We start from the raw sequence: 25,983 nt of genomic DNA, 5'->3' as shown, positions 1-25,983 counted from the left end.
CGCCCCTACGGCTCTCTCGCGGCCGGTGTCGTTGGGACAGGCGGCGTTGGTGGGCTCGCAACCTCTGTTTGCCGTACCGCCGTTGGGTCAGGTAGCCAGGGCTGCCGTGTGGACCGCCTTCACCAGCCGTTGGTTTTCTGGTGCTGCTCCGCCCGGGAAGGCCATGCGGCGGCGGGTGTAGCCGTAGGCGAGGCCGCTGTGGGGGTCGGCGAAGGCCTGGGCGCCGGCGGCGCCGCTGTGGCCGAAGGTGCGGGCGCCCAGGAAGGGGTGCCAGGCGTCGGCGGTGGCCTGGAAGCCGAGGCCGAAGGCCCGGTGGGCCCGGGAGACCAGGTCGTAGCCGACGGAGTGGATCTGGCTGACCTCGGCGATGGTGTCCGGCTTCAGCAGGGGCCCGCGCCCGTCCACGTCGCTGATCGCCGCCGCGTACATCCCGGCCAGCCCCCGCGCCGTGGCCACCCCGCCCGCCGACGCCGGCCCCTTCGCCCGCACGGCACGGGAGTTGGGGTACCCCTCAAGCGTGCCGGGGTCGGGCACATGGGTGTTGAAGGCGATCGAGGCCAGCGTGTGCGGGCCCCTGGGCGCCTCGTCCAGCTGGGCCTGCTGGATCGCCGTCGGGATCATCGGCTGCACCGAGCGGTAGCGGGGCTCCAGCGCCTCGGGCAGGCCCAGGTAGAAGTCCAGCCCGTGCGGGGCGCGGATCCGTTCCTCGTACACCTCCTGGAGGGTCCGGCCGGTGGCCCGCCGGACCACCTCGCCGGCCAGCGCCCCGATGGTGAAGGCGTGGTAGCCGAAGGCGGTGCCCGGACGCCAGAACGGCTTCTGGTCCGCGAGCCGTTCGGCGAGCGCCCGGTCGTCGGCCAGTTCCTGGTCGGTGAAGCCGGCGTCCAGGCCGATCATCCCCGCCCGGTGGGACAGCAGGTCGCGCAGGGTCAGCGCGCCCTTGCCCTCGGCGCCGAACTCCGGCCAGTAGTAGGTGACTTTGCGGTCGGGTTCGAGCGTGCCGTCCTGCACGAGCAGTGCGGTGACGAGGTGCGCCGCCCCCTTGGTGCAGGAGTAGACGCCGTAGAGGGAACCGCTGTCGACGCCGTCACCCGCCCACAGATCGACGACTTCGCGGCCGTGCACATACGCGCACAACTGCCCCTCGTAGTCCGGCCTTTCCCCCGCGACGAACGCGGCGAACTCCTCCCGCACCGCCTCGAAGCCGTCCGCGACGGTGCCGTGGATCTCCTGCGTCATCCGTTCTCCTCACCTGTACCGCGTGTCCGCGGGTGCCACTGTGAACAACGCCCGTGCGACCTGAGCGAACTCTCCCTTGGGATGGTCCCGGAAGAGAGGTTCGGTGCCGAACAGGACCGCTCCCGGGCCGCTGACCACCGCGGGCCGGCCGGCCGCGTCCGCGGGACCGCCCGAGCCGTCCTCCAGCGCCCGCCAGTGCCCGGACACGAGCGGGTTGCCGCCCGCGTACGACCGGTCCACCCGGACGCCCGGCCCGAGGTCGGTGAACCACATCGGCGCGTAGACGAACCCGTGGTCCGGCGCCCCGGCCGTCACCGGGCCGCCCGCGTTCACCATCCGCACCACGCCGTTGGCGTCCGGGTTGCCCTCGACCGCCTTGGCCGCGAGCGGCCCCGCCGCCGCGTTGAGGGCCGCCCCGGTGGCGCCGCGTCCGACGAGACCGTGGCCGGAGGACAGGAACGCGTCCAGCGCCGCGCGGGCCGCGGGGTTCAGGGCCGCGTGGTCCAGGCCCGCCGACACGAACAGCACATCCGCCGTCGACCAGTCGAAGCCCGCGTTCAGCACGCCCGTCGAGACCGGCGTGACCTCGAAGTTCATCTCCCGCAGCGCGAACAGCTCACCCGGCGTCACGGCCGCCGCCACCCGGAGCCGGCGCAACTCGGTGCTGCCGGTCAGACGGGTCGCGTCGAAGACGACGTCGTACGTCCGGGCCGCCGCCGCTGCCTTCGCACGCGCCGACGCCGGCACGATCGCACTGCCGTCCGCGGCCCGGCGTACCGGAACACCCTTCTGGAGAAGGGAGTTGAGAGCCGCCACCTCGCGCGGGTCGTCGAGCCGCAGCCGCAGGTCGCCGCGCGGGGCGACACGACCGACGTGCGCGGCCTCCCCGACGGTCCGCAGCGCCACGCCCGCCAGACCGCCCGACGGCACCGGGCGGACCGTGGCGCTCCACAGCCGGCCCAGGCTCCAGCCCGAGATGTCGTACATCACCGAGACCTTGTCGCTGATGTCCCGCCCGTCGGCCAGCAGCACGTTCGCCAGCCCCCGCTTGGGCTGGTGCATGTCGACCACGTACGAGCCCCTGGCGTACCGCTGTCCGCCGAGGCGGAAGTCGTGGGTCGCGCGGGCCACGCGTACGTCGTTGGCGATCAGGTGGTCGACGAGCCGGGCCGCGGCGGTGGCCGAGCGCTGGGCACCCGTGCCGTCGGCCGGAATCACGTATGCGCGCGGGAAGTTCGTGGTGTACACGTCCTCCGGGCCGATGCCCGGCACCCCGGGAACGGTCTCCTCGGACACCGGGACCTGCGCCGCGCCGGCGGCCCCGCGCCGGAAGACCTCGATCTGGTCGGCGACGAGCGAGGTCCGCTGCCGCTGTACGAAGTCGAGAGTGGCGCGGAGAGCGGCCCCGGCGACGTCCACGTTGATCGCCGACCGCCGCCGCAGCTCCGCCACCGGCAGGCTGTCGTAGGCCTCGTTGTTCACCTGGAGCGGGATCTCGATCGTGTGCGCGGCGACCGTGCCGTGGAAGGCCGCGTACTGCGGGGTGAAGATCGGCGGCCAGTCGTCCCAGCCCTCCTCCAGGTCCCGGAACGGGATCTGCGCGGGCTCCACACCGTCCCTCGCGGATGTGTAGCCGAGGCCGTTGACGGCGGCCTCCATGCCGAGCGCGTTGGCGTAGCTGTTCTTCAGGAAGAGGTCGTACTCGTAGTTCTCGCCGTGCGGGGGAGTGGTCGGCTCGATGAGGGTGCCGTTGACGTAGCCGTGCAGGTCGAGCATGACGGCCGGCTGCTTGTCGATCTCGATCTGCCGCATCACCCGCACCTCGGGCTGCGAGGCGGTCACGAAGTCCCGGTTCATGTCGAAGCCGCCCGCGTTCGCCCGGGTGCCGGCGATCCGGCCGTCCGGGTTCGCGGTGATGTTGAAGTAGAGCCGGGAGTGCGCGAGCAGGTCCCTGGTCCTGGCGTCGTTGGCGGTCGCGAGCCGCTCGATGAGCTTCAGGGAGGCGTCGGTGCCCTCCCACTCGTTGCCGTGGATGTTGTTGTTGAAGAAGACGGGAGCCTTGTAACCCGCCCTGATCTCACGGCTCTTGGCGGCCGAGGCGGGCGCGTTCTCGATCAGCTGCCGCATCCGCTCCTGGGCGCGGGCCTGCCGGGCGCTCTCCGGCGCGGTCACGGTGACGAGGTAGAGCCGGTGCCCGCCGGCCGAGCGGCCCGCGACCTCGACGCTCACCCGGTCGCCGAGCCGCTGGAGGGCGTTCAGCTTCGGCGCGATCGCGTGGTACGGCGTGAGGCCGAGCCTGATCGACTTGTCGGCCGGGTTCACCGGGTCCGGGGCCAGGACCTGCTCCCGCGGATAGCCGCGCCCGGGGTCGGACGTCGCCGGCCGTTCCGGGGTGGTGAGGGCCCGGTCGGCGGTGCTCTCGGGGGAGCGGGCGGCGCGCTCGTCGGGGGCGGGGCCCTCCCGGGTCACCGGGGGTTCCGGTGCCGCGCCGGCGGTGTGCGGGGTGAGCAGGAGCGAGCCCGCCGCGGTGAGCGCGAGGGCCGTGATCAGAACAGGTCTCGCAGGAACGGTTCTCGTGGTGCGCACGCGTACCTCCTGAGGGCTTCCTGAGATCGGTACGGCGAGGTGTACCTGTTCGACTCAATCGCAACAAGAGGGAGTTGGCGGCGCGGATGCCCCGGACGGCTCATCCCGGACACCCGGTCACCCTGAAATGTCCGGTCCCGGACGACCGGGAGCGGGCATCCTATGAGCATCGGAGTGCGCGGCCGAGCATCGGCGTGCGAGGCGAGGAGAGCCCATGGCAACGATCCCTTCGCTCCCCAGCAGGGACGACGTACTGCGCATGGCCCGCAACACCACCGACATCACCGGCCAACTCCTGGACACGGCCGGGAACATCACCAGGATCGCCCTCAACACCTTCGACCCGAGGGACGGTTCGGGCGGCGAGGTGCTGCGCGTCCTGCGCGAGACGACCGCCGAACTGGCCGAGGCCAGCGCCTCGCCCGAGGCCCAGGAGGCCTTCTACCGGATCGTCGACACCCTGATGCGCCTCGGCGCGTCCGGCGCCCCGCTGGCCGTCCACCCGGTGAGCGAGCCCGCCCAGGCGCTGCTGACGGCGCTGGGCGACAGCCTGATGCCGGTCCTGGACGCCGTGGAACCCGCCGTGGAGGAGTTCGCGGCCGCCCTCGGCGAGCTGGTCGAGGCGTCCTCGCCGCTGCTGCCCGCGACGGCGGGCGTCGCCGCGGGCGTGCTCCTCGCCCTCACCTCGCGTGTCGGTGGTGGTGTCTCCGACGGCGGAGCCGGGGGTGGTGGTGGCGGTCGCTCCGGCGTGAGGGGAGTTCGCCGGGAGGAGCGTGGAGGGCGCCCGATAGGGTTTGTCCATGCGCGATCTCGGGGCGGGTTTCCACTATCTCCTCAAGGGCCAACGATGGGTGGCGGGGCACGGCAAGCAGTACGGCTTCGGTCTGCTCCCGGGCCTGATCACCCTCGTCCTCTACGCGGCGGCCCTGGTGGCGCTGGCCCTCTGGGGCGAGGACGCGATCGCCTGGGCCACCCCCTTCGCCGACGACTGGTCGAGCCCGTGGCAGGGCCTGTTCCGTGGCTTCCTCACGGCCGTCCTCTTCGCCCTGGCCCTGTTCCTGGCGGTCCTGACCTTCACCGCGGTGACCCTGCTGGTCGGCCAGCCCTTCTACGAGAACCTCTCCGAGAAGGTCGACCGGGACGTCTCCCCGGACGGCACGGCCCCGGAATCCGGCCTTCCCCTCTGGCGAGAACTGTGGATCTCGGCCCGTGACAGCCTCCGCGTCCTCGTCCGCGCGGTCCTGTGGGGCGTCCTCCTCTTCGCCCTCGGCTTCATCCCCGTCCTCGGCCAGACCGCCGTCCCCGTCGTCGGCCTCCTCGTCACCGGCTTCTTCCTCACCGAGGAACTCACCGGCGTGGCCCTCCAGCGCCGCCGCATCGAACTCCGCCGCCGCCTCACCCTCCTCCGCTCCCGCAAAACCCTCGTCTGGGGCTTCGGCGCCCCCCTCGCCGCGGCCTTCCTCATCCCCTTCGTAGCGGTCTTCCTCATGCCGGGCGCGGTGGCGGGCGCGACGCTGATGGCACGAGACCTGCTGGGAGAGGAGACGGAGGGGACGCCTTCAGCCCGTCCGGCGCTTGAGGACGAGGCCCTTTAAGGGCCGATACGGGGGTCCAGGGGGCGGAGCCCCCTGGGTGCCCACCCCACCTAACCCGCCGCGGCCACCCCCAGAATCCCCGTCACCTGCGCGATGATGTCCAACCGGTTCCGCACGAACTCCGGATCGGTGATCTCCGAGGTGTTGCCGCCACCGAACTCCAGCACAGGCGTGTGCACATGCCCGGCCGGCAGCACGTCACGCAGCCCCAGCCGGTCCCGCAGCAGGGTCCCCCGGTAGGCGATCTCGTTGGAGAGATAGTCCCCGCCGCCCCCCTGCCGAGCGGCAGACCCGGGCGTGGGCCCCTCCGGCCGCACCACCGGCTCCGTCCCGCCCGCCGGAATCTCGGTCACCGCGGTGTTGTCGTACACGGGAAACCGCCCGGTGTCGGCGGCCACGATCTCCCGGTAGGGCAGCGTGGTGGTGGTCCACTGTGGCTGGGAGGCCGGATCGGCGACCGGCACGAGACCGGTCACCCCGACGTTCTCGTTGTCCCCGAACCCACCCCGCCAGGCCCCGTTGGTCCGCTCCACGTCGAACCTCCCGACCCGCCCCTGACTCACGGTGGTGAGCAGATCCACCTGCTTCAGATACGGCCGCAACGTCCGCTCGACCGTCCCGTCCGTGAAGTCCCGCCAGCGCACGGGAAAGACGACGGTCTCGACCCGGGCCGGCCCCTGAGCCGTCCGGATCACCCGCCCGTCGAGCGCGAGCGCACTCGCCCCGGAGGGATTGGAGATCCGTATGTCGCGGTCGAGGGTGAACGGATCGAACCCGGTGACCAGGATCCGCTTCACGCCTTTGTCCCGCGGATACCGCACAGCGGTCTGTCCGCGAGAGGTCCGCTCCAACTCGTCGATCAGAGAGGCCCGTTGTCCGGCCGACAGCCCGAACGACGGCTCCCAGGTCCGGACGTCCCGAGTCATCCCCAACCGCGCCCAGTACAGCGGCCGGTCGTCGTCCCGACTGAGATCCCCGCCCACGGGCCCCCGCCCCTGCGCCCGGTCCACGGCCCGCCGCCACAGCGCGGACCCTTCGCGTACGACGATCCGCCGGGCCTCCGCATAGCCGCGCGCCGAATCCAGGGCCCGCGTGAACTCGGCCGTCAGGGCGTCGAACCCGGACCGTCCGAGAATCTCCCGCGGCACGGCTCTGTCGAGCCGCTGCTCCTCGACGGTGGGCGAGGGTGCGGTCGACGCGGGAGCGGACGCGGACGCGGTGGGGGCGGAGAGCCCCGCCAGCAGGGCCAGTCCGAGGACACCGGCCCGAACACGTAGGGAAGTCAAGGCAGTTCGACCCTTCTAAAGGCATGAGGGAGAGGGTGATCGCCGATCGGCGGCAGTATCGCCCACCGCGACTGGTCTACGCCATGCCCCGCCCCGTCGGAGACGGCCGCACCGCGGCGGACAGCCGCCCCGCCGCCTCCCGCAGCGCCCCCACGAACGCCCCCACCGCCGGCACCGGCGCCCGCCCCCGCACGGTCGCCGCGTACACCGCCCGCGCCGGGGCGCCCTCGTCGGCCACCGGAAGCAGCACGATGTCCGGCCGCACGGAGGCCGCGGCGAGCCCCGGGACCAGCGCCACACCGAGGCCCGCGGCGACATACCCCTGCTTGGCGGTCCACTCGCCGACGACATGCGCGACCCGCGGCCTGAACCCCTGGCGCACGGCCGCGTCCAGCAGCGTGCCCTCGGGCCGCGCGCTGCCGGAGATCCAGTCGGCGTCGGCGAACCGCCCGAGCGGCACCGGCCCGTGACCCTCGGCGAGCGGATGTCCGGCGGGGACGGCGACGTACAGCGACTCGTCGAGGAGATGGTGGAGTGCGTACGGCTCCAGCGCGGCACCGGCCGTCGTGGAGACGACCGCCAGATCCAGGTGCCCGGCGGTCAGCCGGTCCAGGAGCACCGGGGTGAAGCCCTCCTCCCGGGAGACCCGGACCCCCGGATGGCGGGTCCGGAACACGCCGAGCGCGTCCGGCACCAGCGCCGCGTCGGCCGTGGCGAACGCCCCGAACCGCAAGTGCCCGCCGGTCACGTCCCGCAGCGCCGCCAGCTCGCGGCCGGCCCCGTGCAGGGCCTCGACGACCGATTCGGCGTACGGCACGAGCGTCCGGCCGGCCCCGGTCGGCCGCACCCCTCTCGGCAGCCGGTCGAACAGCGGCGCCCCGCCGAGCGCCCCCTCCAGGGAGGAGATCTGCCGGGACACCGCCGACTGCGTCCACCCCAACGCCCGTGCGGCGCCGGTGAACGAGCCGGTCCGGGCGACCTCCAGGAACACCCTGAGCCACACCGTGGACAGATCGGGGATCTCCTGGCGGCTGTCATGCGAGTCGGGCATGGCAGCCATGCTAGACATTCGCTGGTCGCATCACCCGGGCTGTCCTAGCGTCGACGGCATGCAGATCACCCTGGACAGCCCCGCCCCCGCACCCCAGCCCCTGAGCCCCTACTACTCCCAGGTCGCCCGCGTCGAACACGCCGACGGCAGCGCCCTGTTGTTCGTCTCCGGCCAGATCGCCGAGGGTGCCACGCTCGCCGAGCAGACCCGCGGGGTCTTCGAGACGCTGGTCGCCCTGCTGAAGGCGCACGGCGCGACGATGGCCGACGTCATCAACATCCGTACGTATCTGACCGACATCGACGGACTCGCCGAATACGCCGCCGTACGCCGGGAGTTCCTCGTCGGCACCCCGCCGACGAGCATGACCTTCGAGGTGTCCCGGCTGTTCCGTCCGCAGGCGCGGGTGGAGGTCGAGATCGTGGCCGCGGTCAGTCCTCGCCCAGGAGCGTGACGAAGTCCCGGAAGGCGCCCGCCATGTCGACCGACTCGGGATCCAGCAGCCACTGGTACTGCAAGCCGTCCATCACCGCGATCAGCAGCGGGGCGACGCGCTCGGGCGTGAGGCCGTTCGGCAGGCGGTCGCCGTACTCGGTGCGCAGCACCTGGGCCATCGACTCCCGCACCCGCCCGTACCGTTCGGTGAAGTACTCCCGGGCGGGATGTCCTTCGGTCACGCTCTCGCCGAGCAGCGCCGAGAAGGTCTGGACGATCCCGGGCCGCATCGCGTTGTACTCGACGAGCGAGGCGAGCAGGTCGAGCCGCCAGGTGCCCGCCGGGACCGCGTCCCACTTGTCCCGCTCCTCCAGGACGGCGACCAGCAGCGTGTCCTTGGTCGGGAAGTGGTGCAGCAGCCCCTGCTGGGTGAGCCCGACGCGCTCGGCGATCGCGGCCATGCTGGCGCCCCGGTAGCCGCGCTCGGCGATCACCTCCAGGGCCGCCCGGACGATCTCCGCACGGCGTTCCTCGCTCCTGACCCTCGCGCTCATGCCGTCACGGTACGACATGACCGTAGAGCAAATGTAACGTCAAGGTGACGAAACCTACCGCCCTACAGGTAACGGATGCAGGATGGAGGCACACCCAGGAGCCGCACCGGGACAGGACTCAACGAGGAGGCACCGCGATGGCGGGAACCCGCACCCAGGCCGACGAATCCCGTGAGGCGGCCGTCGGGCGCGCCCTCGCCGGGCTCGACCTCGACGCCAAGGCCGCCCTGCTCTCCGGCCAGGACATGTGGACCCTGCCCGCCCTCCCCGAGATCGGCCTGAAGTCCCTCGTCATGTCCGACGGCCCGATCGGCGTCCGGGGCGTGCGCTGGACCGCCGACGACCCGTCCGTCGCGCTGCCCTCGCCCACCGCCCTCGCCGCCACCTGGGACCCCGAACTCGCCCGCAGGGCAGGCGTGCTGCTCGCCCAGGAGGCCCGCCGCAAGGGCGTCCACGTGCTCCTTGCGCCCACGGTCAACCTGCACCGCTCCCCGCTCGGCGGCCGCCACTTCGAGGCCTACAGCGAGGACCCGTACCTCACCGGCCGGATCGGCGCCGCCTACGTCACCGGCGTCCAGTCCGGCGGCGTCGGCACCACCGTCAAGCACTTCGTCGCCAACGACGCCGAGACCGACCGCTTCACCGTGAACAACCTGCTCTCCGAACGCACCCTGCGCGAGCTCTACCTGGCCCCCTTCGAGCTGATCGTCGAGAACGCCCACCCCTGGGGCATCATGACCGCCTACAACACGGTCAACGGCACGACGATGACCGAGCACGGGTACCTGGTGAACGAGGTCCTGCGCGGCGAATGGGGCTTCGACGGCTTCAACGTCTCCGACTGGCTCGCCGCCCGCTCCACGGTCGACGCCATCGAGGGCGGCCTCGACGTCGCGATGCCCGGCCCGCGGACCGTGTACGGCGAGGCCCTCGCCCAGGCCGTACGGGACGGCAAGGTCGCCGAGGCCAAGGTCGACGACGCCGTACGCAACGTCCTGCGGCTCGCCGCCCGTGTCGGCATCCTGGAAGGCGCCGAGCCCGTCGTCACGCGGCTGCCGGAGACCGTCGACGGCACCGCGCTGGCCCGCGAGATCGCCCACCGCTCCTTCGTCCTGGTCCGCAACCGGGGCGCGCTGCCGCTGAAGCCGGGCAAGGTCGCCCTCATCGGCGCCGCCGCCCGCGACGCCCGCGTCCTCGGCGGCGGCTCCGCCACCGTCTTCCCCGCCCGGGTCGTCTCCCCGCTCGACGGACTCACCGCCGCACTCCCCGAGGGCGCCCTGACCTACGCCGTCGGCGCCGACCCGAACACCGAACTCGCCGTCTTCGACCCCGGGTTCGCCCTGCGCGCGGTCTGCCGGGACGCCGACGGGACCGTCCTCGGCTCCGACTCCGCCCCGGGCGGCCAGATCAAGTGGATGGGCCCGGCCCTGCCCGAGGGCGTCACCTACGACCGCCTGCACACCGTCGAGCTGACCGGCACCTTCACCCCGCGCGAGAGCGGCACGCACACCATCGGCATCCAGGGCATCGGCGCCTTCCGGCTCACCGTCGACGGCACGACGTACTACGACGACACCCAGGTCCCCGGCAAGGACGACCCCTTCATCACCTTCTTCGGCGCCCCCGTGCCGCACGCCGAGATCCCCCTCACCGCCGGGGAACCGGTCGAGGTCTCCCTCACCCATGTCGTCGACATCCCCGACGACGTCCCGATGAAGGCGGTCATCTTCGCCCTCGCCCACCAGGACCCGCGGCGCGACCCCGCCGACCTGATCGCCGAGGCGGTCGCGGCGGCCCGCGACGCCGACACCGCCGTCGTCGTGGTCGCCACCACCGAACGCGTCGAGTCGGAGGGCTTCGACCGCACCGACCTCACGCTCCCCGGCCACCAGGACGACCTGGTCCGCGCGGTCGCCGCCGCCAACCCGAACACGGTCGTGGTGGTCAACTCCGGCTCCCCGGTGGAGCTTCCGTGGCGTGACGAGGTCGCCGCGATCCTGCTCGACTGGTTCCCCGGCCAGGAGGGCGGCACCGCCCTCGCCGATGTCCTCACCGGAGTCCAGGAGCCCGGCGGCCGCCTCCCCACCACCTGGGGCACCCTGGCCGACGCCCCCGTCACCCGGGTCGTCCCGGAGGGCGGCGAACTGCCCTACTCCGAGGGCGTGTTCATCGGCTACAGCGCCTGGCAGAAGGCGGGCCGGACACCCGCCTACCCGTTCGGCCACGGCCTCGGCTACACCGACTGGACCTACGAGTCGGTCGAGGTCCGCGGCAGGGCCGTCACCGTCCGCGTCCGCAACTCCGGCACCCGCGCCGGCCGCGAGGTGGTGCAGGTCTATCTGGCCCCCACCGAACCCGGCGACGAGCGCCCGGCCCGCCGGCTGGCCGGCTTCGCGAGCGTGGCGGCGGAGCCCGGCGAGAGCGTCGAGGCCACCGTGGAACTACCGCGCCGCGCCTTCGAGTTCTGGGACGAGCGGACGTCGTCCTGGTCGTTTGTGAAGGGTTCGTACGAGATCCAGGCCGGACGGTCCATCGACGACCGCCGTCTCACCGCGACGACTAACGTCTGAGCCGGGAGCACAGCTCCCCCACAAGCAGCCCCGGCCCGGGACCTGACCCCTGGGCCGGGGCTCAATACGTACCAGGGGTGGGGCGGGTACGGCGGTCTCTACCGCGCGCCGAACCCGTACACCGTCTCCGACCGGTACACCTCGCCCGGCCGCAGCACCGTGCTCGGGAACTCCGGCCGGTTCGGGGAGTCCGGGAAGTGCTGCGTCTCCAGGGCGATGCCGTCGCCGGGCGCGAAGGGCTCGTCCAGATGGTCCGCGGTGTACAGCTGGAGCCCCGGCTCGGTGGTCGCCACCGTCAGCACCCTGCCGGACGCCGGGTCGTACAACTCGGCGACCTCGACCGGAGCCCCGGTCACGCCCTTGTCCAGCACGAAGTTGTGGTCGTAGCCGGAACCGACCTCGCGCGCCTTACGGAAGTCGAAGCGCGAGCCGGCGACCTCCTCCAGCGCCCCGGTCGGGATCAGGTCCGCGTCGACCGGGGTGAACCGCGAGGCGGCGATCCGCAGTTCGTGCCCGCCCGCGTTCCCGGAGCCGCCCAGGTTGAAGTAGCTGTGGTTGGTCAGGTTCACCACGGTCGGCGCGTCCGTGACCGCCTCGTACGCGATCCGCAGCGCGCCGGACTCCTCCAGCGTGTACGTCACCGCGACCTCCAGCCGCCCCGGGAAGCCCTCCTCGCCGTGCGGACCGACCCGGCCGAGCCGTACCCCGTGCGCACCGGCCGGCTCCATGTCCCACACCCGCTTGTCGAAGCCGTGCTCCCCGCCGTGCAGGGAGTTGGGCGCGTTGTTGGGCGCCAGCGCGTACGTCCGCCGGTCCAGCTCGAAGCGGCCGCCCGCGATCCGGTTCGCGTACCGCCCGATCAACGCGCCGAGGTATGGCCCCGGGTGCTTCACATACCCGTCCACGTCCGGGAACCCCAGCACCACGTTCCCCGCGTGCCCGTCCCGGTCCGGGACCTCCGCCGACTGCACGATCCCGCCGTACGACAGGATCCGTACCCGGACCCCCGCCCGCTCCAGGGTCCAGCGGTGGACCGGGGTGCCGTCGGAAAGTGTGGCGAAGAGTTCGTTCATGTGCGGAACTTTAGGTCACGGCTCTCAGGCCACGGAGGTGACCTTGCGGTAGGCGATCTCCGCCAGCCGCGCCTGTCCGTTCACGCTCGGATGGAACCAGTCCCAGTGGCTCAGCTGGTCGGTGCCGAACCGGTAGTCGTACACCGCGCCCCCGTCGAACCGGCACCGCTCGTCCTTCGCGCACACCTGCTTCAGTACGTCGTTGTAGGCCTCCACCCGCTCCTGCACGGTGTCCCGCCGCTCGGTCGCCGCCGCGTCCAGAGCGTCCGCGTCGGCCAGCATCGACGGGCATATACCGAGCTTCCACACCTGCTTGCCCAGCTCGTTGGTCCGCCCCTGGGACCACAGCCGCTTGAGGTTCGGCACGCTCGCCACGTACACCTGCGCCCTGGGCGCCTTCTGGCGCAGCGCGCCCAACGCGTCCTGGAAGTCGGCCCGGAAGTCGGCCACCGACGTCATCGCGGCCGTGGAGTCACGGCAGGCGTCGTTCGCCCCCACCATCACCGTGACCAGCGCGGGAGTGTGCGCGGCCGCCCGGGTCATCTGCCCGGGCAGATCCGCCATCCGCGCCCCGCTCGCCGCGTGGTTCCAGCTCCGGGTGGCCGCCTTCGCCCTCCCCAGCAGGCGTACGGCGAGACTGTCGACCCGGTCGCTGTCGCCGGTCGCCCAGGACACCTCGGGGCAGTCCGCGAGCACCGAGCAGGCGTCGAAGCCCGTCGTGATGGAGTCGCCGACCGCGGCCATCGAGGCGGGGCTGCTGTCCCACACCGGCGTCGGGGACGGCTTGGCCGCACGGGACTCCTCGGGGGCCGACGAGTCGCCGCCGACCGCGTCACAGCCGGCGAGGCCCAGGACGGCCGCCGTCACGACGGCGACGGCGGCCCGCGAGCGATGGCCTGTCTTGCGCATCCGGTGATGGTCCCCTCGGTCGACGATTCCCCCTCCCCCTACACAACGCTCGGGAGTTCCCGAAGAGCGGAGCCCGTGAGTTCCTGATCGCTCCCGTGGGAACGGATCACCCCCGTACCAGCGTCCTGCCGGGTGAATGGCGGGCGTTTCGGGGCACCGGGACCGACGGTACGTCACACTCCTTGCGCCGCCGCACGGTAGCCTCGCCCTCAACGTGGCTGCCTGCCACCACCCGCCACGCCAGCCTGCAAAACTGTCCCGCTCTGCCCGGAGGTCCCGGTGACGACACGTGGAGTTCTGTACGTGCACTCCGCGCCGCGCGCGCTGTGCCCGCACGTCGAGTGGGCCGTCGCCGGGGTGCTCGGCACGCGCGTCGGCCTCGACTGGATCCGGCAGCCCGCGGCCCCCGGCACCTGGCGTTCGGAGTTCTCCTGGCAGGCCCAGCCCGGCACCGCCTCCAAACTCGCCTCCGCCCTGCGCGGCTGGCAGCTCCTGCGCTTCGAGGTCACCGCCGAGCCCTGCCCCACCGCCGAGGGCGAGCGCTACAGCTGCACCCCCGACCTGGGCATCTTCCACGCCGTCACCGGCATCCACGGCGACATCCTCATCCCCGAGGACCGGCTCAGGGCGGCCCTGACCCGTTCCCAGCGCGGCGAGAGCGACCTGGAGGCCGAACTCTCCAAGCTCCTGGGCAAGCCCTGGGACGACGAACTGGAGCCCTTCAGATACGCGGGAGAAGGAGCCCCGGTCCGCTGGTTGCACCAGGTGGTGTGAACCCACCTAGGGGCGCGGGGAACTGCGCGACAAGCCCCCACCGGCCGGCAGTCGGCAAACAACAGAACCCACAACGGCGAATGGCCCGACCTCCCCAAGGAGACCGGGCCACTTCCAACTAACGGCGCCTACGACACCGTACGGAACGCCAGAACCACATTGTGCCCACCGAAGCCGAACGAGTCGTTCAGCGCGGCGATCCGCCCTTCGACGGGCAGCTTCCGGGCCTCACCGCGCACCACATCCGCGTTGGCCTCGGCCTCGGGGTCGATGTTCTCGACGTTGATGGTCGGCGGAGCCACCCGGTGGTAGAGGGCGAGCACGGTCGCGACCGACTCGACACCACCCGCACCACCCAGCAGATGCCCCGTCATCGACTTGGTCGCCGAGACCGCCATGTGGTCGGCGTCGTCGCCGAACACCTTGCGCAGCGCCTTCAGCTCGGCGATGTCACCGGCCGGCGTCGACGTCGCGTGCGCGTTGACGTGCACGATCTCCGCCGGGTCCAGGTCGGTGCGGTCCAGCAGGTTCTGGAGGGCGTGCGAGATGCCCCGCCCCTCCGGCTCCGGCTGCACGATGTCGTGGCTGTCGGCGGAGATGCCCTGCCCGACCGCCTCGGCGTACACCCGCGCCCCGCGCTTCGCGGCGTGCTCGGCGGACTCCAGGACGATCACACCGGCACCCTCGCCCATGACGAAGCCGTCACGCGCGCTGTCGTAGGGACGCGAGGCGCCCTCGGGGTCGTCGTTGTTCTTGGACATCGCCATCATGTTGCCGAACGCGGCGATGGGCAGCGCGTGGATCGCCGCCTCCGTACCACCGGCGACGACGACGTCGGCGCGGCCCGTACGGATCATCTCGATGGCGTAGCCGATGGCCTCGGCGCCCGACGCGCAGGCGGAGACCGGCGTGTGCACGCCCGCCCGGGCACCCACGAGCAGGCCCACGTTGGCGGAGGGGCTGTTCGGCATCAGCATGGGCACGGTGTGCGGGGAGACGCGGCGGACGCCCTTCTCCTTCAGCACGTCGTACTGGTCGAGGAGGGTCGTCACGCCACCGATGCCGGAGGCGATGACCGCACCGAGCCGGTCGGGGTCGACGACGCCGTCGGAGTCGTCCTCCCCGGCCTTGCCGGTGAAGCCGGCGTCCTTCCAGGCCTCCTGGGCCGCGATCAGCGCGAACTGCGCCGAGCGGTCCAGCCGTCGGGCCTGCGGCCGCGGGATGACCTCGGTGGGTTCCACCGCGATCTGCGCGGCGATACGGACCGCCTGCTCGGCGGCCCACTCCTGTTCGAGGGGCTTGACTCCGGACTTGCCGGCGACCAGGCCCTCCCAGGTGGAGGCTGCGTCGCCACCCAGCGGTGTGGTTGCGCCGATACCGGTGACGACCACGGTGCGATTGGTCGAGCTCACGGGAATTCTTTCTCCAACGGATCGGGATTCAGCGGCGCCACCGCCGGGTGGCGGGGCAGGCACGAGACCTGAGGATCAGGCCTGGTGCGTGAGGATGTAGCTGGTCGCGTCGCCGACGGTCTTGAGGTTCTTGACGTCCTCGTCGGGGATCTTGACGTCGAAGCGCTCCTCGGCGGCGACGACGACCTCGACCATGGACAGCGAGTCGACGTCCAGGTCGTCGGTGAAGGACTTGTCCAGCTGGACGTCCTCGACCGGGATGCCGGCGATCTCGTTCACGATGTCGGCGAGACCGGCGACGATCTCTTCCTGAGTGGCGGCCATGTGAGGCGCTCCTTCTTATGTATCCAGAGGGTGTGGCAAGGGAACCCGCACCGGACCGGGTGGTCCGGCACGGAGTGCCTAGGGGAGGGTAACGACAGTCGCGGCGTAGACGAGACCCGCCCCGAAGCCGATGACGAGCGCGGTGTCGCCGCTCTTCGCCTCGCCGGTCGCCAGGAGCCGCTCCATCGCGAGCGGGATCGAGGCGGCCGAGGTGTTGCCGGTGGTGCGTACGTCACGCGCGACCGTGACGGACTCCGGCAGCTTGAGTGTCTTCACCATCGAGTCGATGATCCGCTCGTTGGCCTGGTGGGGAATGAAGACGTCCAGGTCGTCGGCGCTGATGCCGGCGGCGTCCAGCGCCTCCTTGGCGACCTTCGCCATCTCGAAAACGGCCCAGCGGAACACCGCCTGGCCCTCCTGCGTGATGGCGGGGAACTTGGCGACCTCGCCGGAACGGTAGTCCGTCCACGGCACGGTCTGCTTGATCGTCTCGGACTTGTCGCCCTCCGAGCCCCAGACCGTGGGGCCGATCGCCGGCTCCTCGGACGGGCCCACGACGACCGCGCCGGCGCCGTCGCCGAACAGGAAGGCCGTGGCCCGGTCCTCCAGGTCCGTCAGGTCGGAGAGCCGCTCCACGCCGATGACGAGGACGTACTCGGCGGAACCCTCGACGATCATGCCCTTGGCGAGGGTGAGGCCGTAGCCGAAGCCCGCGCAGCCGGCCGAGATGTCGAAGGCGGCGGCCTTGTTCGTGCCGAGCTTGTCGGCGATCTCGGTGGCGACGGCCGGGGTCTGCTTGAAGTGCGAGACGGTCGAGACGATCACACCGCCGATCTGCTCGGCGGAGATCCCGGCGTCGGCGATCGCCTTGCCGGACGCCTCGATCGACATGGCGGCGACGGTCTCCTCGTCGTTCGCCCAGTGCCGGGTCTCGATGCCGGAGCGGGAACGGATCCACTCGTCGGAGGAGTCGATCGTCTCGAGGATCACCTCGTTCGGCACGACCCGGGTCGGGCGGTAGCCGCCCACCCCGAGGATCCGCGCGTACGGGGCGCCCTTGCTGGGCCTGATCTTCGACATTGCTCGGGGCTCCTTCTCAGGCACCGGCCGCGTCAGCGGCAGATGTGGTCGTCTCGGCGATGAGCTCGCGAGCCGCGTCGAGGTCGTCGGGGGTCTTCAGTGCCAGCGTCCGCACGCCGGGCAGGGCGCGCTTGGCGAGGCCGACCAGCGTGCCGCCGGGGGCGACCTCGATGATCGCGGTGACGCCGAGCTCCTTGAACGTCTCCATGCACAGGTCCCAGCGGACCGGGTTGGCGACCTGGCCGACCAGACGCGAGAGAACCTCCGCGCCGGTGCCGACGGTCCGCCCGTCCTTGTTGGAGACGTAGGGGAGCTTCGGGTCGGCGGGCGTGAGGGCCTCGGCGGCCTGCGCCAGCGCGTCGACCGCGGGAGCCATGTGGTGCGTGTGGAAGGCGCCGGCGACCTTCAGCGGGATCACCTTGCGGACGCCCTCGGGTTTGTCCTCGTTCAGTACGGCGAGCTGCTCCAGCGTGCCGGCGGCCACGATCTGTCCGGCGCCGTTGACGTTCGCCGGGGTCAGGCCGAGCTTCTCCAGGTGCGCGACGCTCACCTCGGGGTCGCCGCCGAGCAGCGCGGACATGCCGGTGGCGGTGATCGCGGCGGCCTCGGCCATCGCCAGACCACGGGCACGGACCAGCCGCAGGGTCTCCTCGTCGGGGAGCACCCCGGCGAGCGCGGCGGCGGTCAGCTCGCCGACGCTGTGTCCGGCGATGGCGCCGACCTTGCGGGGTAGGTCCGCCGGGTCGTCGAACAGTGTGTACGCGGAGGCCAGCCCGGCCGCCACCAGCAGCGGCTGGGCCACCGCGGTGTCGCGGATCTCCTCCGCGTCGCCCTCGGTGCCGTAGCGCACGAGGTCCAGCCGCACGGCGTCGGACCATGCCTCAAGGGCACCGCGGACACCGGGGAGGTCGAGCCAGGGAGTCAGGAAGCCGGGCGTCTGGGCGCCCTGGCCGGGAGCGACGAGTACGAGCACTCTCACACTCTCTCTTGGGGACGGCCACGGCCGCCCGTGGGGACAGGGACGAAGAACACGAGGGGGTTTTGTAGGGCCCCGACAAAAGACTAGGGCTGAAGATCCCCGTCGACCAGACGTCCCAGGATGAGCGCGATCCGCAGCGTGAACGCCGAACGTACATCCGACGGCGACCAGCCGGTGACGTCAGTCACACGTCGGAGCCGGTAGCGCACGGTGTTGGGATGGACGAAGAGCATACGCGCGGCGCCTTCGAGACTGCTCGCCTGTTCGAGATAGACCGCGAGCGTCTCCAGGAGCGCGGACCCGGCCTCCTCCAACGGTCTGTAGATCTCCTCCACCAACTGCTCGCGAGCGCTCGGGTCACCGGCGATCGCGCGTTCCGGAAGCAGATCGTCCGCCAGAACCGGTCGCGGGGCGTCCTGCCAGGCGGAACACGCCTTGAGCCCCGCGGCGGCGGCCTGCGCGGACCGGGTCGCGGCCAGCAGATCGGGTACGACGGGCCCCGCGACCACCGGACCGGCGGCAAAAGGCCCGATCAGCGACTTGGCCACGGCCAGCGGACTGTCGCTGCCGCCCGCGATGACGACCAGCCGCGCCCCGAGCACCCCGGTGAGGACCTGGAGCTTGGCATGCCGGGCGGCCCGCCGGATCGCCTCCACGGTCAGTTCCGAGTCGCCGTCGGGGGCGGTCCCCAGCACCACGCACACATGCTCGGGGGCGTTCCACCCGAGGGCCGACGCCCTGCTCACGGCGCCCTCGTCGGCCTCCCCGCTGAGTACGGCGTTGACGACGAGCGACTCCAGCCGGGCGTCCCAGGCGCCGCGTGCCTCGGCGGCCTGCGCGTACACCTGGGCGGTGGCGAAGGCGATCTCACGGGCGTACACCAGCAGCGCCTCGCGCAGGATGCCCTCGTCGCCGGGGGCCGCGACCTCGTCGATCGCGCTCTCCATCACCTCGATAGTGGTGCGCACCATCTCGACGGTCTGCCGCAGCGTGATGGCCCGCGTCAGCTCACGCGGCGCGGTACCGAACACATCGGTGGAGATGGCCTGGGGGGCGTCGGGGTGCCTGAACCACTCCGTGAACGCCGCGATACCGGCCTGCGCCACCAGCCCGATCCACGACCGGTTCTCCGGCGGCATGGCCCGGTACCACGGCAACGTCTCGTCCATGCGCGTGATCGCCTGTGCGGCGAGGGAGCCGGACGACTTCTCCAGGCGCCTCAGCGTCGCGGTGTGCGGATGGTCGGGCGTGGGCACGCCACCGGGGCGGGTTTCGGATTCGGGCACGGGCACAAGCCTGCACTATCTGGATGGCTCGGTCGCCTTCGGGGCGCTTTATGCCGGTGTTCCCGGTGGCTCGCGGCAGTACCGTGGGGGCCGTGATGGATGTACGGCGCGCCGCGGAGCGCTACCGGGGCGGCGAGGCCCAGGCCGGAATCGAGTCGTGGCACGCCTTCTCCTTCGGCCCGCACTACGACCCCGACAACCTCCGCTTCGGCGCCCTGATCGCCTGCAACGAGGAACGCCTCGCCCCCGGCGCCGGCTTCGACGAACACCCCCACAGCCACACCGAGATCGTGACCTGGGTGGTGCGGGGCGAGCTGACCCACCGCGACTCCACCGGCCACGAGAGCCGGGTGCGCCCCGGTGATGTGCAGCGCCTGAGTTCCGCGGCGGGCGTCCGCCACGTGGAACGCAACGACACGGACGCCCCCCTGACCTTCGTCCAGACCTGGCTGGCACCGCTGAGGCCCGGCGGCACCCCCGCGTACGAGATCGTCCCCGGCATCGCGGACTCCACGCCGTACGCCGTCCCAGAGGCGGGCGCGATGCTCCACGTACGCCGCCTGGCGGCGGGGGAGCGCACGGCGGTACCGGACGGGCGGTACCTCTACGTCCACGTCGTACACGGTGAAGTGCGCCTGGCCGAAGCGGACTTGGGCCCCGGAGACGCGGCCCGCATCACAGACGCGAAGGACCTGGAGGCGGAGGCGACGACACAGGCGGAGCTACTGATCTGGGAGCTGCAAGGCTGACGCATTTTCAGCCCGTCCGGCGTTTGAGGACGAGGCCCCTTCAGGGCCGACAGCGGGGGTCTGGGGGCGCAGCCCCCAGGGATGGGACGGGTAGGGGCGGCGGGGGCGAAAGAAGCCCCGACCTCAGCCCCGCCCCACCTCGGACAGCACCGCGTCCGTGAACGCCGGCCACGCCTCGATCGCCCAGGGGCCGAACGCGCGGTCGGTGAGGGCGACGCAGGCCGCGCGCGCGTCCGGGTCGATCCACAGGAACGTGCCGGACTGGCCGAAGTGGCCGAAGGTGCGCGGTGAGGACGAGGAGCCCGTCCAGTGGGGGGACTTGGAGTCGCGGATCTCGAAGCCGAGACCCCAGTCGTTGGGGTTCTGGTGGCCGTACCCCGGCAGGACGCCCTTGGTGCCCGGGTACTGGACGGTCATCGCCTCGGCGACCGTGCGCGGATCGAGCAGCCGCGGCGCCTGCACCTCGGCCGCGAACCGTACGAGGTCCTCGACGGTCGAGACGCCGTCCTTCGCGGGGGAGCCGTCGAGGGTGGTGGCGGTCATCCCCAGCGGCTCCAGCACCGCCTGCCGCAGATACTCGCCGAACGGAATGTCCGTCGCCTTCGCGATGTGGTCCCCGAGCTGCTCGAACCCGGCGTTGGAGTACAGCCGCCGCTCCCCGGGCGCCGCCGTCACCTTGTGCTCGTCGAAGGCCAGCCCGGAGGTGTGCGCGAGCAGATGCCGCACCGTCGCCCCCGCCGGCCCGGCCGGCTCGTCCAGCTCGACCGCCCCCTCCTCGTACGCGACGAGGACGGCGTAGGCCGCGAGCGGCTTGGTGACGGAGGCCAGCGCGAAACGCCGGCCCACCGGCCCGTGGACCCCCGCCACCGTCCCGTCCGCCCGGACGACGGCCGCCGCGGCAGCGGGAACCGGCCAGTTTTCGATCAACGCGAGGCTCTGCAAGGACATGCGGACGAGCCTAGAGCCTGTGCGGCGGATCATGTCGCGGAGGTCGGGGTCCGGCACGCGCATCCCCGGTTGCCGACGCCCTTCCTCGCACGCGGCCTGATCCGCCGGACAGGCCCTCGCGCCTCAGAACGTCAGCCGCATCGAGGGGTCGGGCTTGCGGGTGAAGCCGAGGGACGCATACAGCGGCTCGGCGTCGGCGGAGGCGTTGAGGTCGACCTGGGGGACGCCCCGCTCGCGGAACCACTGGAGGAGTTCCTCCGTGCACGCGCGGGCGTACCCGCGGCGCCGGGCGTCCGGGTCGGTGGCGACGCTGAAGACATGACCGACCCGGCCGTGCGGATTGCCGGCCCGTCCGATCCGGTACTCCACCGTCCCGGCCGCCAGCGCGGCCAGCGCCCCCGGCCGGTCGGGATGCTCCACGACGAAGGCCACGAACTCCCCGTCGGGCTCGGCCAGCCGGCTCCGCAGGGTCGGCAGCGAGGTGGAGTGCCACTCGGTGGACGCCGCCGCGGCGTCCCGGCCGGCGAACACGGAATCGATCATCACCTGGCGCAGACGCAGTACTTCCCCCGCGTCCTCGGCCCCGGCACGACGTACAAGACTCATACGTGGCACGCTAACCAGCCCACCCGTGCCACGTCCCGCCGATTTCTTACCGGTTCCGCTTGCTTGGAGTGCACTCCAAGGCCATAGCGTTGAGGGCATGACGGTGATGGAGACCACGGGTACCAGTGCCGACAGCTGCGGCACTCCGCCGCAGACCGGCAGGCGTCCGGAAGGCCAGGACAGCTACACGATCAGTGAGGTCGTCGCGATCACCGGGCTGACCGCGCACACCCTTCGCTGGTACGAGCGCATCGGCCTGATGCCGCACATCGACCGCTCGCACACCGGCCAGCGCCGCTACAGCAACCGCGACCTCGACTGGCTCGACCTCGTCGGCAAGCTGCGGCTGACCGGTATGCCGGTGGCGGACATGGTGCGGTACGCGGACCTGGTGCGCGAGGGCGACCACACCTACGGGGAGCGTTTCGAGCTGCTGAAGGCCACCCGCCAGGACGTCCTGGCCCGGATGGCCGAACTCCAGGACACGCTCACGTTCCTCGACCGGAAGATCGGTTTCTACGCGGACGCCGGGCTCGCCCTGGCGTCGGAGAGGTCCTGATGACCGACGGCACGATCCCCACGGCAGCACTCGGCGACGGCGGCCCCCAGGTCGGCGTGCAGGGCCTGGGCTGCATGGGAATGAGTTTCGCCTACGGCCCGAGCGACGCGAAGGAGTCGCGGGCCACCCTGGAGCGGGCGCTGGAGCTGGGCGTCACCCTGTACGACACGGCGGACGCCTACGGAGCCGGCGAGAACGAGAAGTTCCTGTCCCCGTTCTTCAAGGCGCACCGCGACGAGCTGGTGATCGCCACCAAGTTCGCCCTGTCGATCCCGGCGGACGACCCGACCCGGCGGGTCATCCGCAACGACCCGCCCTACATCCGGCAGGCCGTCGAGGCGAGCCTGAAGCGGCTGGACGTCGACGCCATCGACCTCTACTACATGCACCGGCGCGATGTGAACGTGCCGATCGAGGAGTCCGTCGGCGCCATGGCCGACCTCGTGCGCGAGGGCAAGGTCAAGCACCTGGGCCTGAGCGAGGTCACGGCCGCCGAACTGCGCGCGGCCCAGGCGGTCCACCCGATCGCCGCCGTGCAGTCGGAGTGGTCGCTGTTCAGCCGGGACATCGAGGCGCAGGTCGTCCCGGCGGCCCGTGAACTCGGCGTGACCCTCGTGCCGTACTCCCCGCTCGGCCGCGGCTTCCTCACCGGCTCCTTCACCAACGCCGAAAAGGACCTCACCGCCGACGACTTCCGCCGCCATCAGCCCCGCTTCACCGGCGACAACGCGGCGGCCAACGCGGCCCTCCTGGAGCCCGTCCGGACGGTGGCCGAGGCACACGGGGTGTCCCTGGGGCAGATCGCTCTGGCGTGGGTCCAGCAGCAGACGACGGTCCACGAACTGCCGGTGGTCCCGATCCCGGGCACCCGCAAGCCGAGCCGCGTGGAGGAGAACACCGCGGCGACGAGGATCGAACTCACCAAGGAGGAACTCGCCCTCCTGGAACCGATCGCGGCACAGGTGGCGGGCGACCGTTACGCGGACATGCGGTTCGCTTCGGCAGGCAGGGAGTAGTCCCGCTCAGGGGTTCGCGGTTCGCTACCGAACGCGAACCCCTACAACTCCGCCAGCAACTCCGCCTTCTTCACGGAGAACTCCTCATCCGTGACCAGCCCGGCCTGATGCAGTTCCCCGAGATGGCGAATCCGCTCGGCGATGTCGGCGGGATCCCGGCGCGGCGAGGCCGCGGCCGCGGAAACCGCCGGCACCGCCGAGCGATCCCGCACCGCCGCCAGTACCGCCGCGGCGAACGGCAACGACTCGTGCACGGGCCCGTATCCGAGCCCGAACACCACGGCCGCCGGATCCTGATCGGCCTGCACCGGCGCGCTCTCCCCGCGCAGCAGCCGCAGATACCCCTCCAGGACCTCGGGCGAGCGCCACTCCACCCCGCTCAGCTCCGAGACCGCGAAACTCTGGTCGCCGGCTTTCCACTTCGCCGAGGACGCCCCCGTCCAGAACCACCGGAACCGCACGGTCCTGCCGTCGAAGGACGCCTTGCCGTCGTAGGCCTTGAACTGGAGCGGGACTTCCGGCGCCGGCACCAGGAAACGCTCGGCCTCACCGCTGTCCTGCTTCAGCCGCGCACGCAACTCGTCGGCGTAGTACTCGGCGAGCGTCTCCTTGTCGGCAGGCAGCACCAGCCGGTACGGGTCGCAGCTCTCCTTGAGCTGGTCCGCGGCCGCCTCCATCAACGGGTCGGCGCCGGGGCGTGGTTCGGCACGCAGGACCACCGTGCCGCGTCTGCCGGGGGTGAGTGTCACCCCGGCGAGCGCGTCCAGCGGGATCCGTCGCTCTCCCAGCGCCTGAAACAGCTTGGGTGTTCGAATCCCCCGTTCGTAGCGGATGAGCACGGAGTCGGACTCGAACTCCCAGGCGGCATGAAATCCGGCCAGTACGTCACCCATGCGGCTCATCGTATGCGGCACGAGCTCCTTCGTCCCCTCCCTGCGCAGACCGCAGTTCCTTCGTCTCTACGCGCGTCCGACCGCCGCCGTACCGGGCAAACCCTCCCGGCAGGCTTCGGTATCGCCGGCACAGTGCACCGAGCGGTATGCGCCAATCCCGATCTCGGCGAAGTTCGCCAGGCTCTCCGTGCCCGGCACGAAGTAGCCGCTGTGGCCGTCCGCGCCGCGTGCCGAGAGCAGGCGCGCGCCGAACGCGGCGGACACCGGGTCGGCTCCGTGGCCCAGCCCGCCGAGCTCCAGATGGGGCACGTCCTGGATCCAGTCGTCGGTGTCCCGCATCGCCCACACATTGGCGGAGGTGTGCAGGTGGGAGGCCTTCGCGGTCCGCATCCCCGGGCTGCCGGCCACCGCGATGTCGGCCACCCGGCCGGGCAGGACGGGCGCGGCCAGACCGCACAGCACGGAGCCGTAGCTGTGGCAGAACAAGGACACGGGGGAGCTGCCGGGCAGCGCCCTGACCAGTGAGTTCAGCCGGATCGCGCCCTCCGCCGCGCGCATCGCGGTGGCGGAGTCGAGGCCGAGCCCGCTGGGCGCGGTGTAGTCGGCCCAGGCGATCACGGCCGTACGCGTGGACGGGCTCGCCTCGCGCTCGGCCCGGTAGAGGGCCTGGGCCATGCCGACCGGGGCGGAGTATCTGCGCTGGGTGCGCTGGAAGGTGAGCAGGTCGGTGTCGACGCCGGGGACGACGACCGAGACCCGTTCCGCCTTGTTCAGGTCACCGAAGACCTCGGCGATCCGGCCGGATCCGTCGGGGTCGAAGGCGAGGATGTGCCGGCCCTCGGTCAGCAGGGACTCGTAGCGGTGCATCCGTTTTCCGGCCTCCCGCTGGCCGTCCGCGGTGAGCCGGGTGTCGTGCATGCGTTTCAGCTCGACCTTGCGGGCGTCGCCGAGCGCGATGCGGTTGGCGCGGTAACGCAGCTCGACGGGGGCGCCGTTCATGTTGCCGACGGCCAGCGGATAGCGCCGGGCGAGGGTGGCGCGCTGCCGGTCGGTGAGCGTGGTGAAGAAGCGGGCGAGACGGTGGGGAGTCGTCCCGTCGGGGTCCGGCAGCCGGTGTCCGGCGATGCTGCCGTCGTCCCAGGCCGAGAGCGAGGCCTGGAGCGGTGTGCTGCTCCGCTGGCTGCGCAGTGCCGTCCAGCCGGTGGTCGCCAGCATCACGAACACGACGGCCAGCGCGAGCAGTGCGCGCCAGACGTTCAGTTGCGGGGAGGTGTCGAAGGAAGTCACTGAAAGGACACACTAGGAGAACGGGAGGGTCTCGGGTTAATCGAGTGACGGGTATCACGTTTCGGTGTATGGGCCGTCTACCTCAGCGTGTTCGCCAGGCACCTGTGAGTGCGGGCCCCACCTGTTCGAGATATGAGACGGTCAGTGCCCGCATGGTGTCGAGGCCGGTGTCCCCGCCCGCGCACCACTGCCGTTCCGTCAGCCGCATCACCCCGCCGAAGACCGCCACCACCACGCGGGGCCGCGGGTCGGCGTCCACATCGAGTCCCTCGCGCTCGGCGAGGATCCGCGCCAGGGTGTCCTCGCTCTCCGTGGAGCGGCGCAGATGGGCGGCGAGCAGCACCGGCGTCGACTCGATCACCCGGAACATCCGCAGGAACAGCTCGACCGGTACGACGGACTCGACGACCTCGTTGAGCGTGTCCCATCCCTCCAGCACCGCCTGGCGCAGCGCCTCCATCGGGGGCTCGTGCGGCGGGCGCTCGCGCACGGCGCCGAGGAAGTGCTCCACCGTCATCTCGTGGACGGCGAGGGCGGCCTCCTCCTTGCCGGCGAAGTAACGGAAGAAGGTGCGCTGCGAGACGTCGACGGCCTCGGCGATGTCGTCGACGGTCGTCCCCTCGTATCCGCGGGTGGTGAACAGGTCGAGGGCGGCCCGCACCAGCGCGTCCCGGGTGCGCTGACGCTTGCGTTCCCGCAGTGTTTCCATACAGGTCAGTTACTGACTTATGAATTGGTTTGTCAATTGTCAGTGGCTGTCACTAGCCTCGAA

Annotated in this window: 25 protein-coding genes; 7 read left to right on the top strand and 18 right to left on the bottom strand. The window is 71.6% G+C overall.

Features of this window, described 5'->3' with window-relative positions:
- Nucleotides 1-87 precede the first annotated feature (87 nt).
- The 3 genes from SLINC_RS14430 to SLINC_RS47955 form a co-directional block, all read right to left on the bottom strand.
- On the bottom strand, nt 88-1,239 hold the full coding sequence (locus SLINC_RS14430; protein WP_067431953.1) for a serine hydrolase domain-containing protein: 1,152 nt from the start codon (nt 1,237-1,239) through the stop codon (nt 88-90).
- Between the two features lie 9 nt (nt 1,240-1,248).
- On the bottom strand, nt 1,249-3,825 hold the full coding sequence (locus SLINC_RS14425; protein WP_067431950.1) for a M14 family zinc carboxypeptidase: 2,577 nt from the start codon (nt 3,823-3,825) through the stop codon (nt 1,249-1,251).
- Nucleotides 3,826-4,266: 441 nt separating this feature from the next.
- Entirely contained in the window at nt 4,267-4,509 is a 243-nt protein-coding gene (locus SLINC_RS47955) for a hypothetical protein (protein WP_067431947.1), read from the bottom strand.
- Between the two features lie 116 nt (nt 4,510-4,625).
- Here SLINC_RS47955 and SLINC_RS14415 point away from each other — a divergent pair, with 116 nt between their 5' ends.
- Nucleotides 4,626-5,420 carry an EI24 domain-containing protein gene (locus SLINC_RS14415; protein ID WP_067431944.1) on the top strand — a complete coding sequence of 265 codons (795 nt, stop codon included), beginning with the start codon at nt 4,626-4,628 and terminating at the stop codon, nt 5,418-5,420.
- Between the two features lie 50 nt (nt 5,421-5,470).
- Here SLINC_RS14415 and SLINC_RS14410 read toward each other — a convergent pair whose 3' ends face one another.
- Together SLINC_RS14410 and SLINC_RS14405 are read right to left on the bottom strand one after the other, a co-directional pair.
- Nucleotides 5,471-6,706: a pyroglutamyl-peptidase I gene (locus tag SLINC_RS14410; protein WP_067431940.1), complete on the bottom strand. Its 1,236-nt coding sequence runs from the start codon at nt 6,704-6,706 to the stop codon at nt 5,471-5,473.
- A 76-nt stretch (nt 6,707-6,782) separates the two neighbouring features.
- On the bottom strand, nt 6,783-7,766 hold the full coding sequence (locus tag SLINC_RS14405) for a LysR family transcriptional regulator (protein ID WP_079164531.1): 984 nt from the start codon (nt 7,764-7,766) through the stop codon (nt 6,783-6,785).
- Nucleotides 7,767-7,815: 49 nt separating this feature from the next.
- On the opposite strand from SLINC_RS14405, the gene SLINC_RS14400 reads away from it, so the two are divergent.
- Nucleotides 7,816-8,211 (top strand): RidA family protein, encoded by a 396-nt coding sequence (locus SLINC_RS14400; RefSeq protein ID WP_067431937.1) that lies wholly within the window; start codon nt 7,816-7,818, stop codon nt 8,209-8,211.
- On the opposite strand, the gene SLINC_RS14395 is transcribed toward SLINC_RS14400, so the two are convergent.
- The gene (locus tag SLINC_RS14395) at nt 8,189-8,764 is read right to left on the bottom strand and encodes a TetR/AcrR family transcriptional regulator (RefSeq protein WP_067431935.1); all 576 of its coding nucleotides are present in this window, start codon (nt 8,762-8,764) and stop codon (nt 8,189-8,191) included. The two genes, SLINC_RS14400 and SLINC_RS14395, sit on opposite strands and share 23 nt — an antisense overlap.
- A 119-nt stretch (nt 8,765-8,883) precedes the next feature.
- Between SLINC_RS14395 and SLINC_RS14390 the strand changes: the two genes are divergently transcribed.
- The gene (locus SLINC_RS14390) at nt 8,884-11,316 is read left to right on the top strand and encodes a beta-glucosidase (RefSeq protein WP_067431932.1); all 2,433 of its coding nucleotides are present in this window, start codon (nt 8,884-8,886) and stop codon (nt 11,314-11,316) included.
- A gap of 98 nt (nt 11,317-11,414) precedes the next feature.
- On the opposite strand, the gene SLINC_RS14385 is transcribed toward SLINC_RS14390, so the two are convergent.
- Nucleotides 11,415-12,389, bottom strand: a complete 975-nt coding sequence (locus SLINC_RS14385) for an aldose epimerase family protein (protein ID WP_067431928.1) — start codon at nt 12,387-12,389, stop codon at nt 11,415-11,417.
- Between the two features lie 24 nt (nt 12,390-12,413).
- The gene (locus SLINC_RS14380) at nt 12,414-13,298 is read right to left on the bottom strand and encodes an SGNH/GDSL hydrolase family protein (RefSeq protein ID WP_067431925.1); all 885 of its coding nucleotides are present in this window, start codon (nt 13,296-13,298) and stop codon (nt 12,414-12,416) included.
- 279 nt (nt 13,299-13,577) lie between these two features.
- Between SLINC_RS14380 and SLINC_RS14375 the strand changes: the two genes are divergently transcribed.
- Nucleotides 13,578-14,072, top strand: a complete 495-nt coding sequence (locus SLINC_RS14375) for a DUF3145 domain-containing protein (RefSeq protein WP_067431922.1) — start codon at nt 13,578-13,580, stop codon at nt 14,070-14,072.
- 128 nt (nt 14,073-14,200) lie between these two features.
- Here the strand turns inward: SLINC_RS14375 and fabF are convergent, their stop codons facing one another.
- The 5 genes from fabF to SLINC_RS14350 form a co-directional block, all read right to left on the bottom strand.
- On the bottom strand, nt 14,201-15,484 hold the full coding sequence (fabF, locus tag SLINC_RS14370; protein WP_067431919.1) for a beta-ketoacyl-ACP synthase II: 1,284 nt from the start codon (nt 15,482-15,484) through the stop codon (nt 14,201-14,203).
- A gap of 75 nt (nt 15,485-15,559) precedes the next feature.
- Nucleotides 15,560-15,808, bottom strand: coding sequence for an acyl carrier protein (locus SLINC_RS14365; protein WP_067431911.1), 249 nt, complete (start codon nt 15,806-15,808; stop codon nt 15,560-15,562).
- Between the two features lie 78 nt (nt 15,809-15,886).
- Nucleotides 15,887-16,888, bottom strand: coding sequence for a ketoacyl-ACP synthase III (locus SLINC_RS14360; protein ID WP_067431910.1), 1,002 nt, complete (start codon nt 16,886-16,888; stop codon nt 15,887-15,889).
- Between the two features lie 16 nt (nt 16,889-16,904).
- Nucleotides 16,905-17,861 (bottom strand): ACP S-malonyltransferase, encoded by a 957-nt coding sequence (locus SLINC_RS14355; RefSeq protein ID WP_067431909.1) that lies wholly within the window; start codon nt 17,859-17,861, stop codon nt 16,905-16,907.
- An 89-nt stretch (nt 17,862-17,950) separates the two neighbouring features.
- Nucleotides 17,951-19,153 carry a PucR family transcriptional regulator gene (locus tag SLINC_RS14350; RefSeq protein WP_067445328.1) on the bottom strand — a complete coding sequence of 401 codons (1,203 nt, stop codon included), beginning with the start codon at nt 19,151-19,153 and terminating at the stop codon, nt 17,951-17,953.
- Between the two features lie 95 nt (nt 19,154-19,248).
- Between SLINC_RS14350 and SLINC_RS14345 the strand changes: the two genes are divergently transcribed.
- Nucleotides 19,249-19,902: a pirin family protein gene (locus SLINC_RS14345; protein WP_107406822.1), complete on the top strand. Its 654-nt coding sequence runs from the start codon at nt 19,249-19,251 to the stop codon at nt 19,900-19,902.
- A gap of 123 nt (nt 19,903-20,025) precedes the next feature.
- Here SLINC_RS14345 and SLINC_RS14340 read toward each other — a convergent pair whose 3' ends face one another.
- Together SLINC_RS14340 and SLINC_RS14335 are read right to left on the bottom strand one after the other, a co-directional pair.
- Nucleotides 20,026-20,850, bottom strand: coding sequence for a serine hydrolase domain-containing protein (locus tag SLINC_RS14340; RefSeq protein WP_067431908.1), 825 nt, complete (start codon nt 20,848-20,850; stop codon nt 20,026-20,028).
- Nucleotides 20,851-20,973: 123 nt separating this feature from the next.
- A complete protein-coding gene (locus tag SLINC_RS14335; protein ID WP_067431907.1) occupies nt 20,974-21,456 on the bottom strand; it encodes a GNAT family N-acetyltransferase in 483 nt (160 codons plus the stop codon).
- Nucleotides 21,457-21,553: 97 nt separating this feature from the next.
- On the opposite strand from SLINC_RS14335, the gene SLINC_RS14330 reads away from it, so the two are divergent.
- Together SLINC_RS14330 and SLINC_RS14325 are read left to right on the top strand one after the other, a co-directional pair.
- Nucleotides 21,554-22,015 (top strand): MerR family transcriptional regulator, encoded by a 462-nt coding sequence (locus tag SLINC_RS14330; RefSeq protein WP_067431901.1) that lies wholly within the window; start codon nt 21,554-21,556, stop codon nt 22,013-22,015.
- The gene (locus SLINC_RS14325) at nt 22,015-23,031 is read left to right on the top strand and encodes an aldo/keto reductase (protein ID WP_067431898.1); all 1,017 of its coding nucleotides are present in this window, start codon (nt 22,015-22,017) and stop codon (nt 23,029-23,031) included. The genes SLINC_RS14330 and SLINC_RS14325 overlap by 1 nt, the downstream gene beginning before the upstream one ends.
- Nucleotides 23,032-23,072: 41 nt before the next feature.
- Here SLINC_RS14325 and SLINC_RS14320 read toward each other — a convergent pair whose 3' ends face one another.
- From SLINC_RS14320 to SLINC_RS14310, 3 genes are all read right to left on the bottom strand, one after another.
- Entirely contained in the window at nt 23,073-23,933 is an 861-nt protein-coding gene (locus SLINC_RS14320) for a DUF4429 domain-containing protein (RefSeq protein WP_067431895.1), read from the bottom strand.
- Nucleotides 23,934-23,990: 57 nt separating this feature from the next.
- Nucleotides 23,991-25,211 (bottom strand): alpha/beta hydrolase, encoded by a 1,221-nt coding sequence (locus tag SLINC_RS14315; protein ID WP_067431892.1) that lies wholly within the window; start codon nt 25,209-25,211, stop codon nt 23,991-23,993.
- Between the two features lie 82 nt (nt 25,212-25,293).
- Nucleotides 25,294-25,920, bottom strand: a complete 627-nt coding sequence (locus SLINC_RS14310) for a TetR family transcriptional regulator (protein ID WP_067431889.1) — start codon at nt 25,918-25,920, stop codon at nt 25,294-25,296.
- Between the last annotated feature and the right edge of the window lie 63 nt (nt 25,921-25,983).

Origin of the sequence: Streptomyces lincolnensis, from assembly GCF_001685355.1 — a bacterium.
GTDB lineage: Bacteria > Actinomycetota > Actinomycetes > Streptomycetales > Streptomycetaceae > Streptomyces > Streptomyces lincolnensis.
Note: the sequence above shows the minus strand (reverse complement) of the source record. Positions and strands in the feature narration are given on the sequence as shown.

Coding starts and splice junctions, on each gene's coding strand:
- SLINC_RS14405 (WP_079164531.1), bottom strand. CDS start 7,766: ATGGCTGCCATGCCCGACTCGCATGACAGCCGCCAGGAGATCCCCGAT.
- SLINC_RS14400 (WP_067431937.1), top strand. CDS start 7,816: ATGCAGATCACCCTGGACAGCCCCGCCCCCGCACCCCAGCCCCTGAGC.
- SLINC_RS14415 (WP_067431944.1), top strand. CDS start 4,626: ATGCGCGATCTCGGGGCGGGTTTCCACTATCTCCTCAAGGGCCAACGA.
- SLINC_RS14320 (WP_067431895.1), bottom strand. CDS start 23,933: ATGAGCCGCATGGGTGACGTACTGGCCGGATTTCATGCCGCCTGGGAG.
- SLINC_RS14395 (WP_067431935.1), bottom strand. CDS start 8,764: ATGTCGTACCGTGACGGCATGAGCGCGAGGGTCAGGAGCGAGGAACGC.
- SLINC_RS14345 (WP_107406822.1), top strand. CDS start 19,249: ATGGATGTACGGCGCGCCGCGGAGCGCTACCGGGGCGGCGAGGCCCAG.
- SLINC_RS14340 (WP_067431908.1), bottom strand. CDS start 20,850: ATGTCCTTGCAGAGCCTCGCGTTGATCGAAAACTGGCCGGTTCCCGCT.
- SLINC_RS14430 (WP_067431953.1), bottom strand. CDS start 1,239: ATGACGCAGGAGATCCACGGCACCGTCGCGGACGGCTTCGAGGCGGTG.
- SLINC_RS14390 (WP_067431932.1), top strand. CDS start 8,884: ATGGCGGGAACCCGCACCCAGGCCGACGAATCCCGTGAGGCGGCCGTC.
- SLINC_RS14360 (WP_067431910.1), bottom strand. CDS start 16,888: ATGTCGAAGATCAGGCCCAGCAAGGGCGCCCCGTACGCGCGGATCCTC.
- SLINC_RS14325 (WP_067431898.1), top strand. CDS start 22,015: ATGACCGACGGCACGATCCCCACGGCAGCACTCGGCGACGGCGGCCCC.
- SLINC_RS14385 (WP_067431928.1), bottom strand. CDS start 12,389: ATGAACGAACTCTTCGCCACACTTTCCGACGGCACCCCGGTCCACCGC.
- SLINC_RS14330 (WP_067431901.1), top strand. CDS start 21,554: ATGACGGTGATGGAGACCACGGGTACCAGTGCCGACAGCTGCGGCACT.
- SLINC_RS14365 (WP_067431911.1), bottom strand. CDS start 15,808: ATGGCCGCCACTCAGGAAGAGATCGTCGCCGGTCTCGCCGACATCGTG.
- SLINC_RS14310 (WP_067431889.1), bottom strand. CDS start 25,920: ATGGAAACACTGCGGGAACGCAAGCGTCAGCGCACCCGGGACGCGCTG.
- SLINC_RS14380 (WP_067431925.1), bottom strand. CDS start 13,298: ATGCGCAAGACAGGCCATCGCTCGCGGGCCGCCGTCGCCGTCGTGACG.
- SLINC_RS14335 (WP_067431907.1), bottom strand. CDS start 21,456: ATGAGTCTTGTACGTCGTGCCGGGGCCGAGGACGCGGGGGAAGTACTG.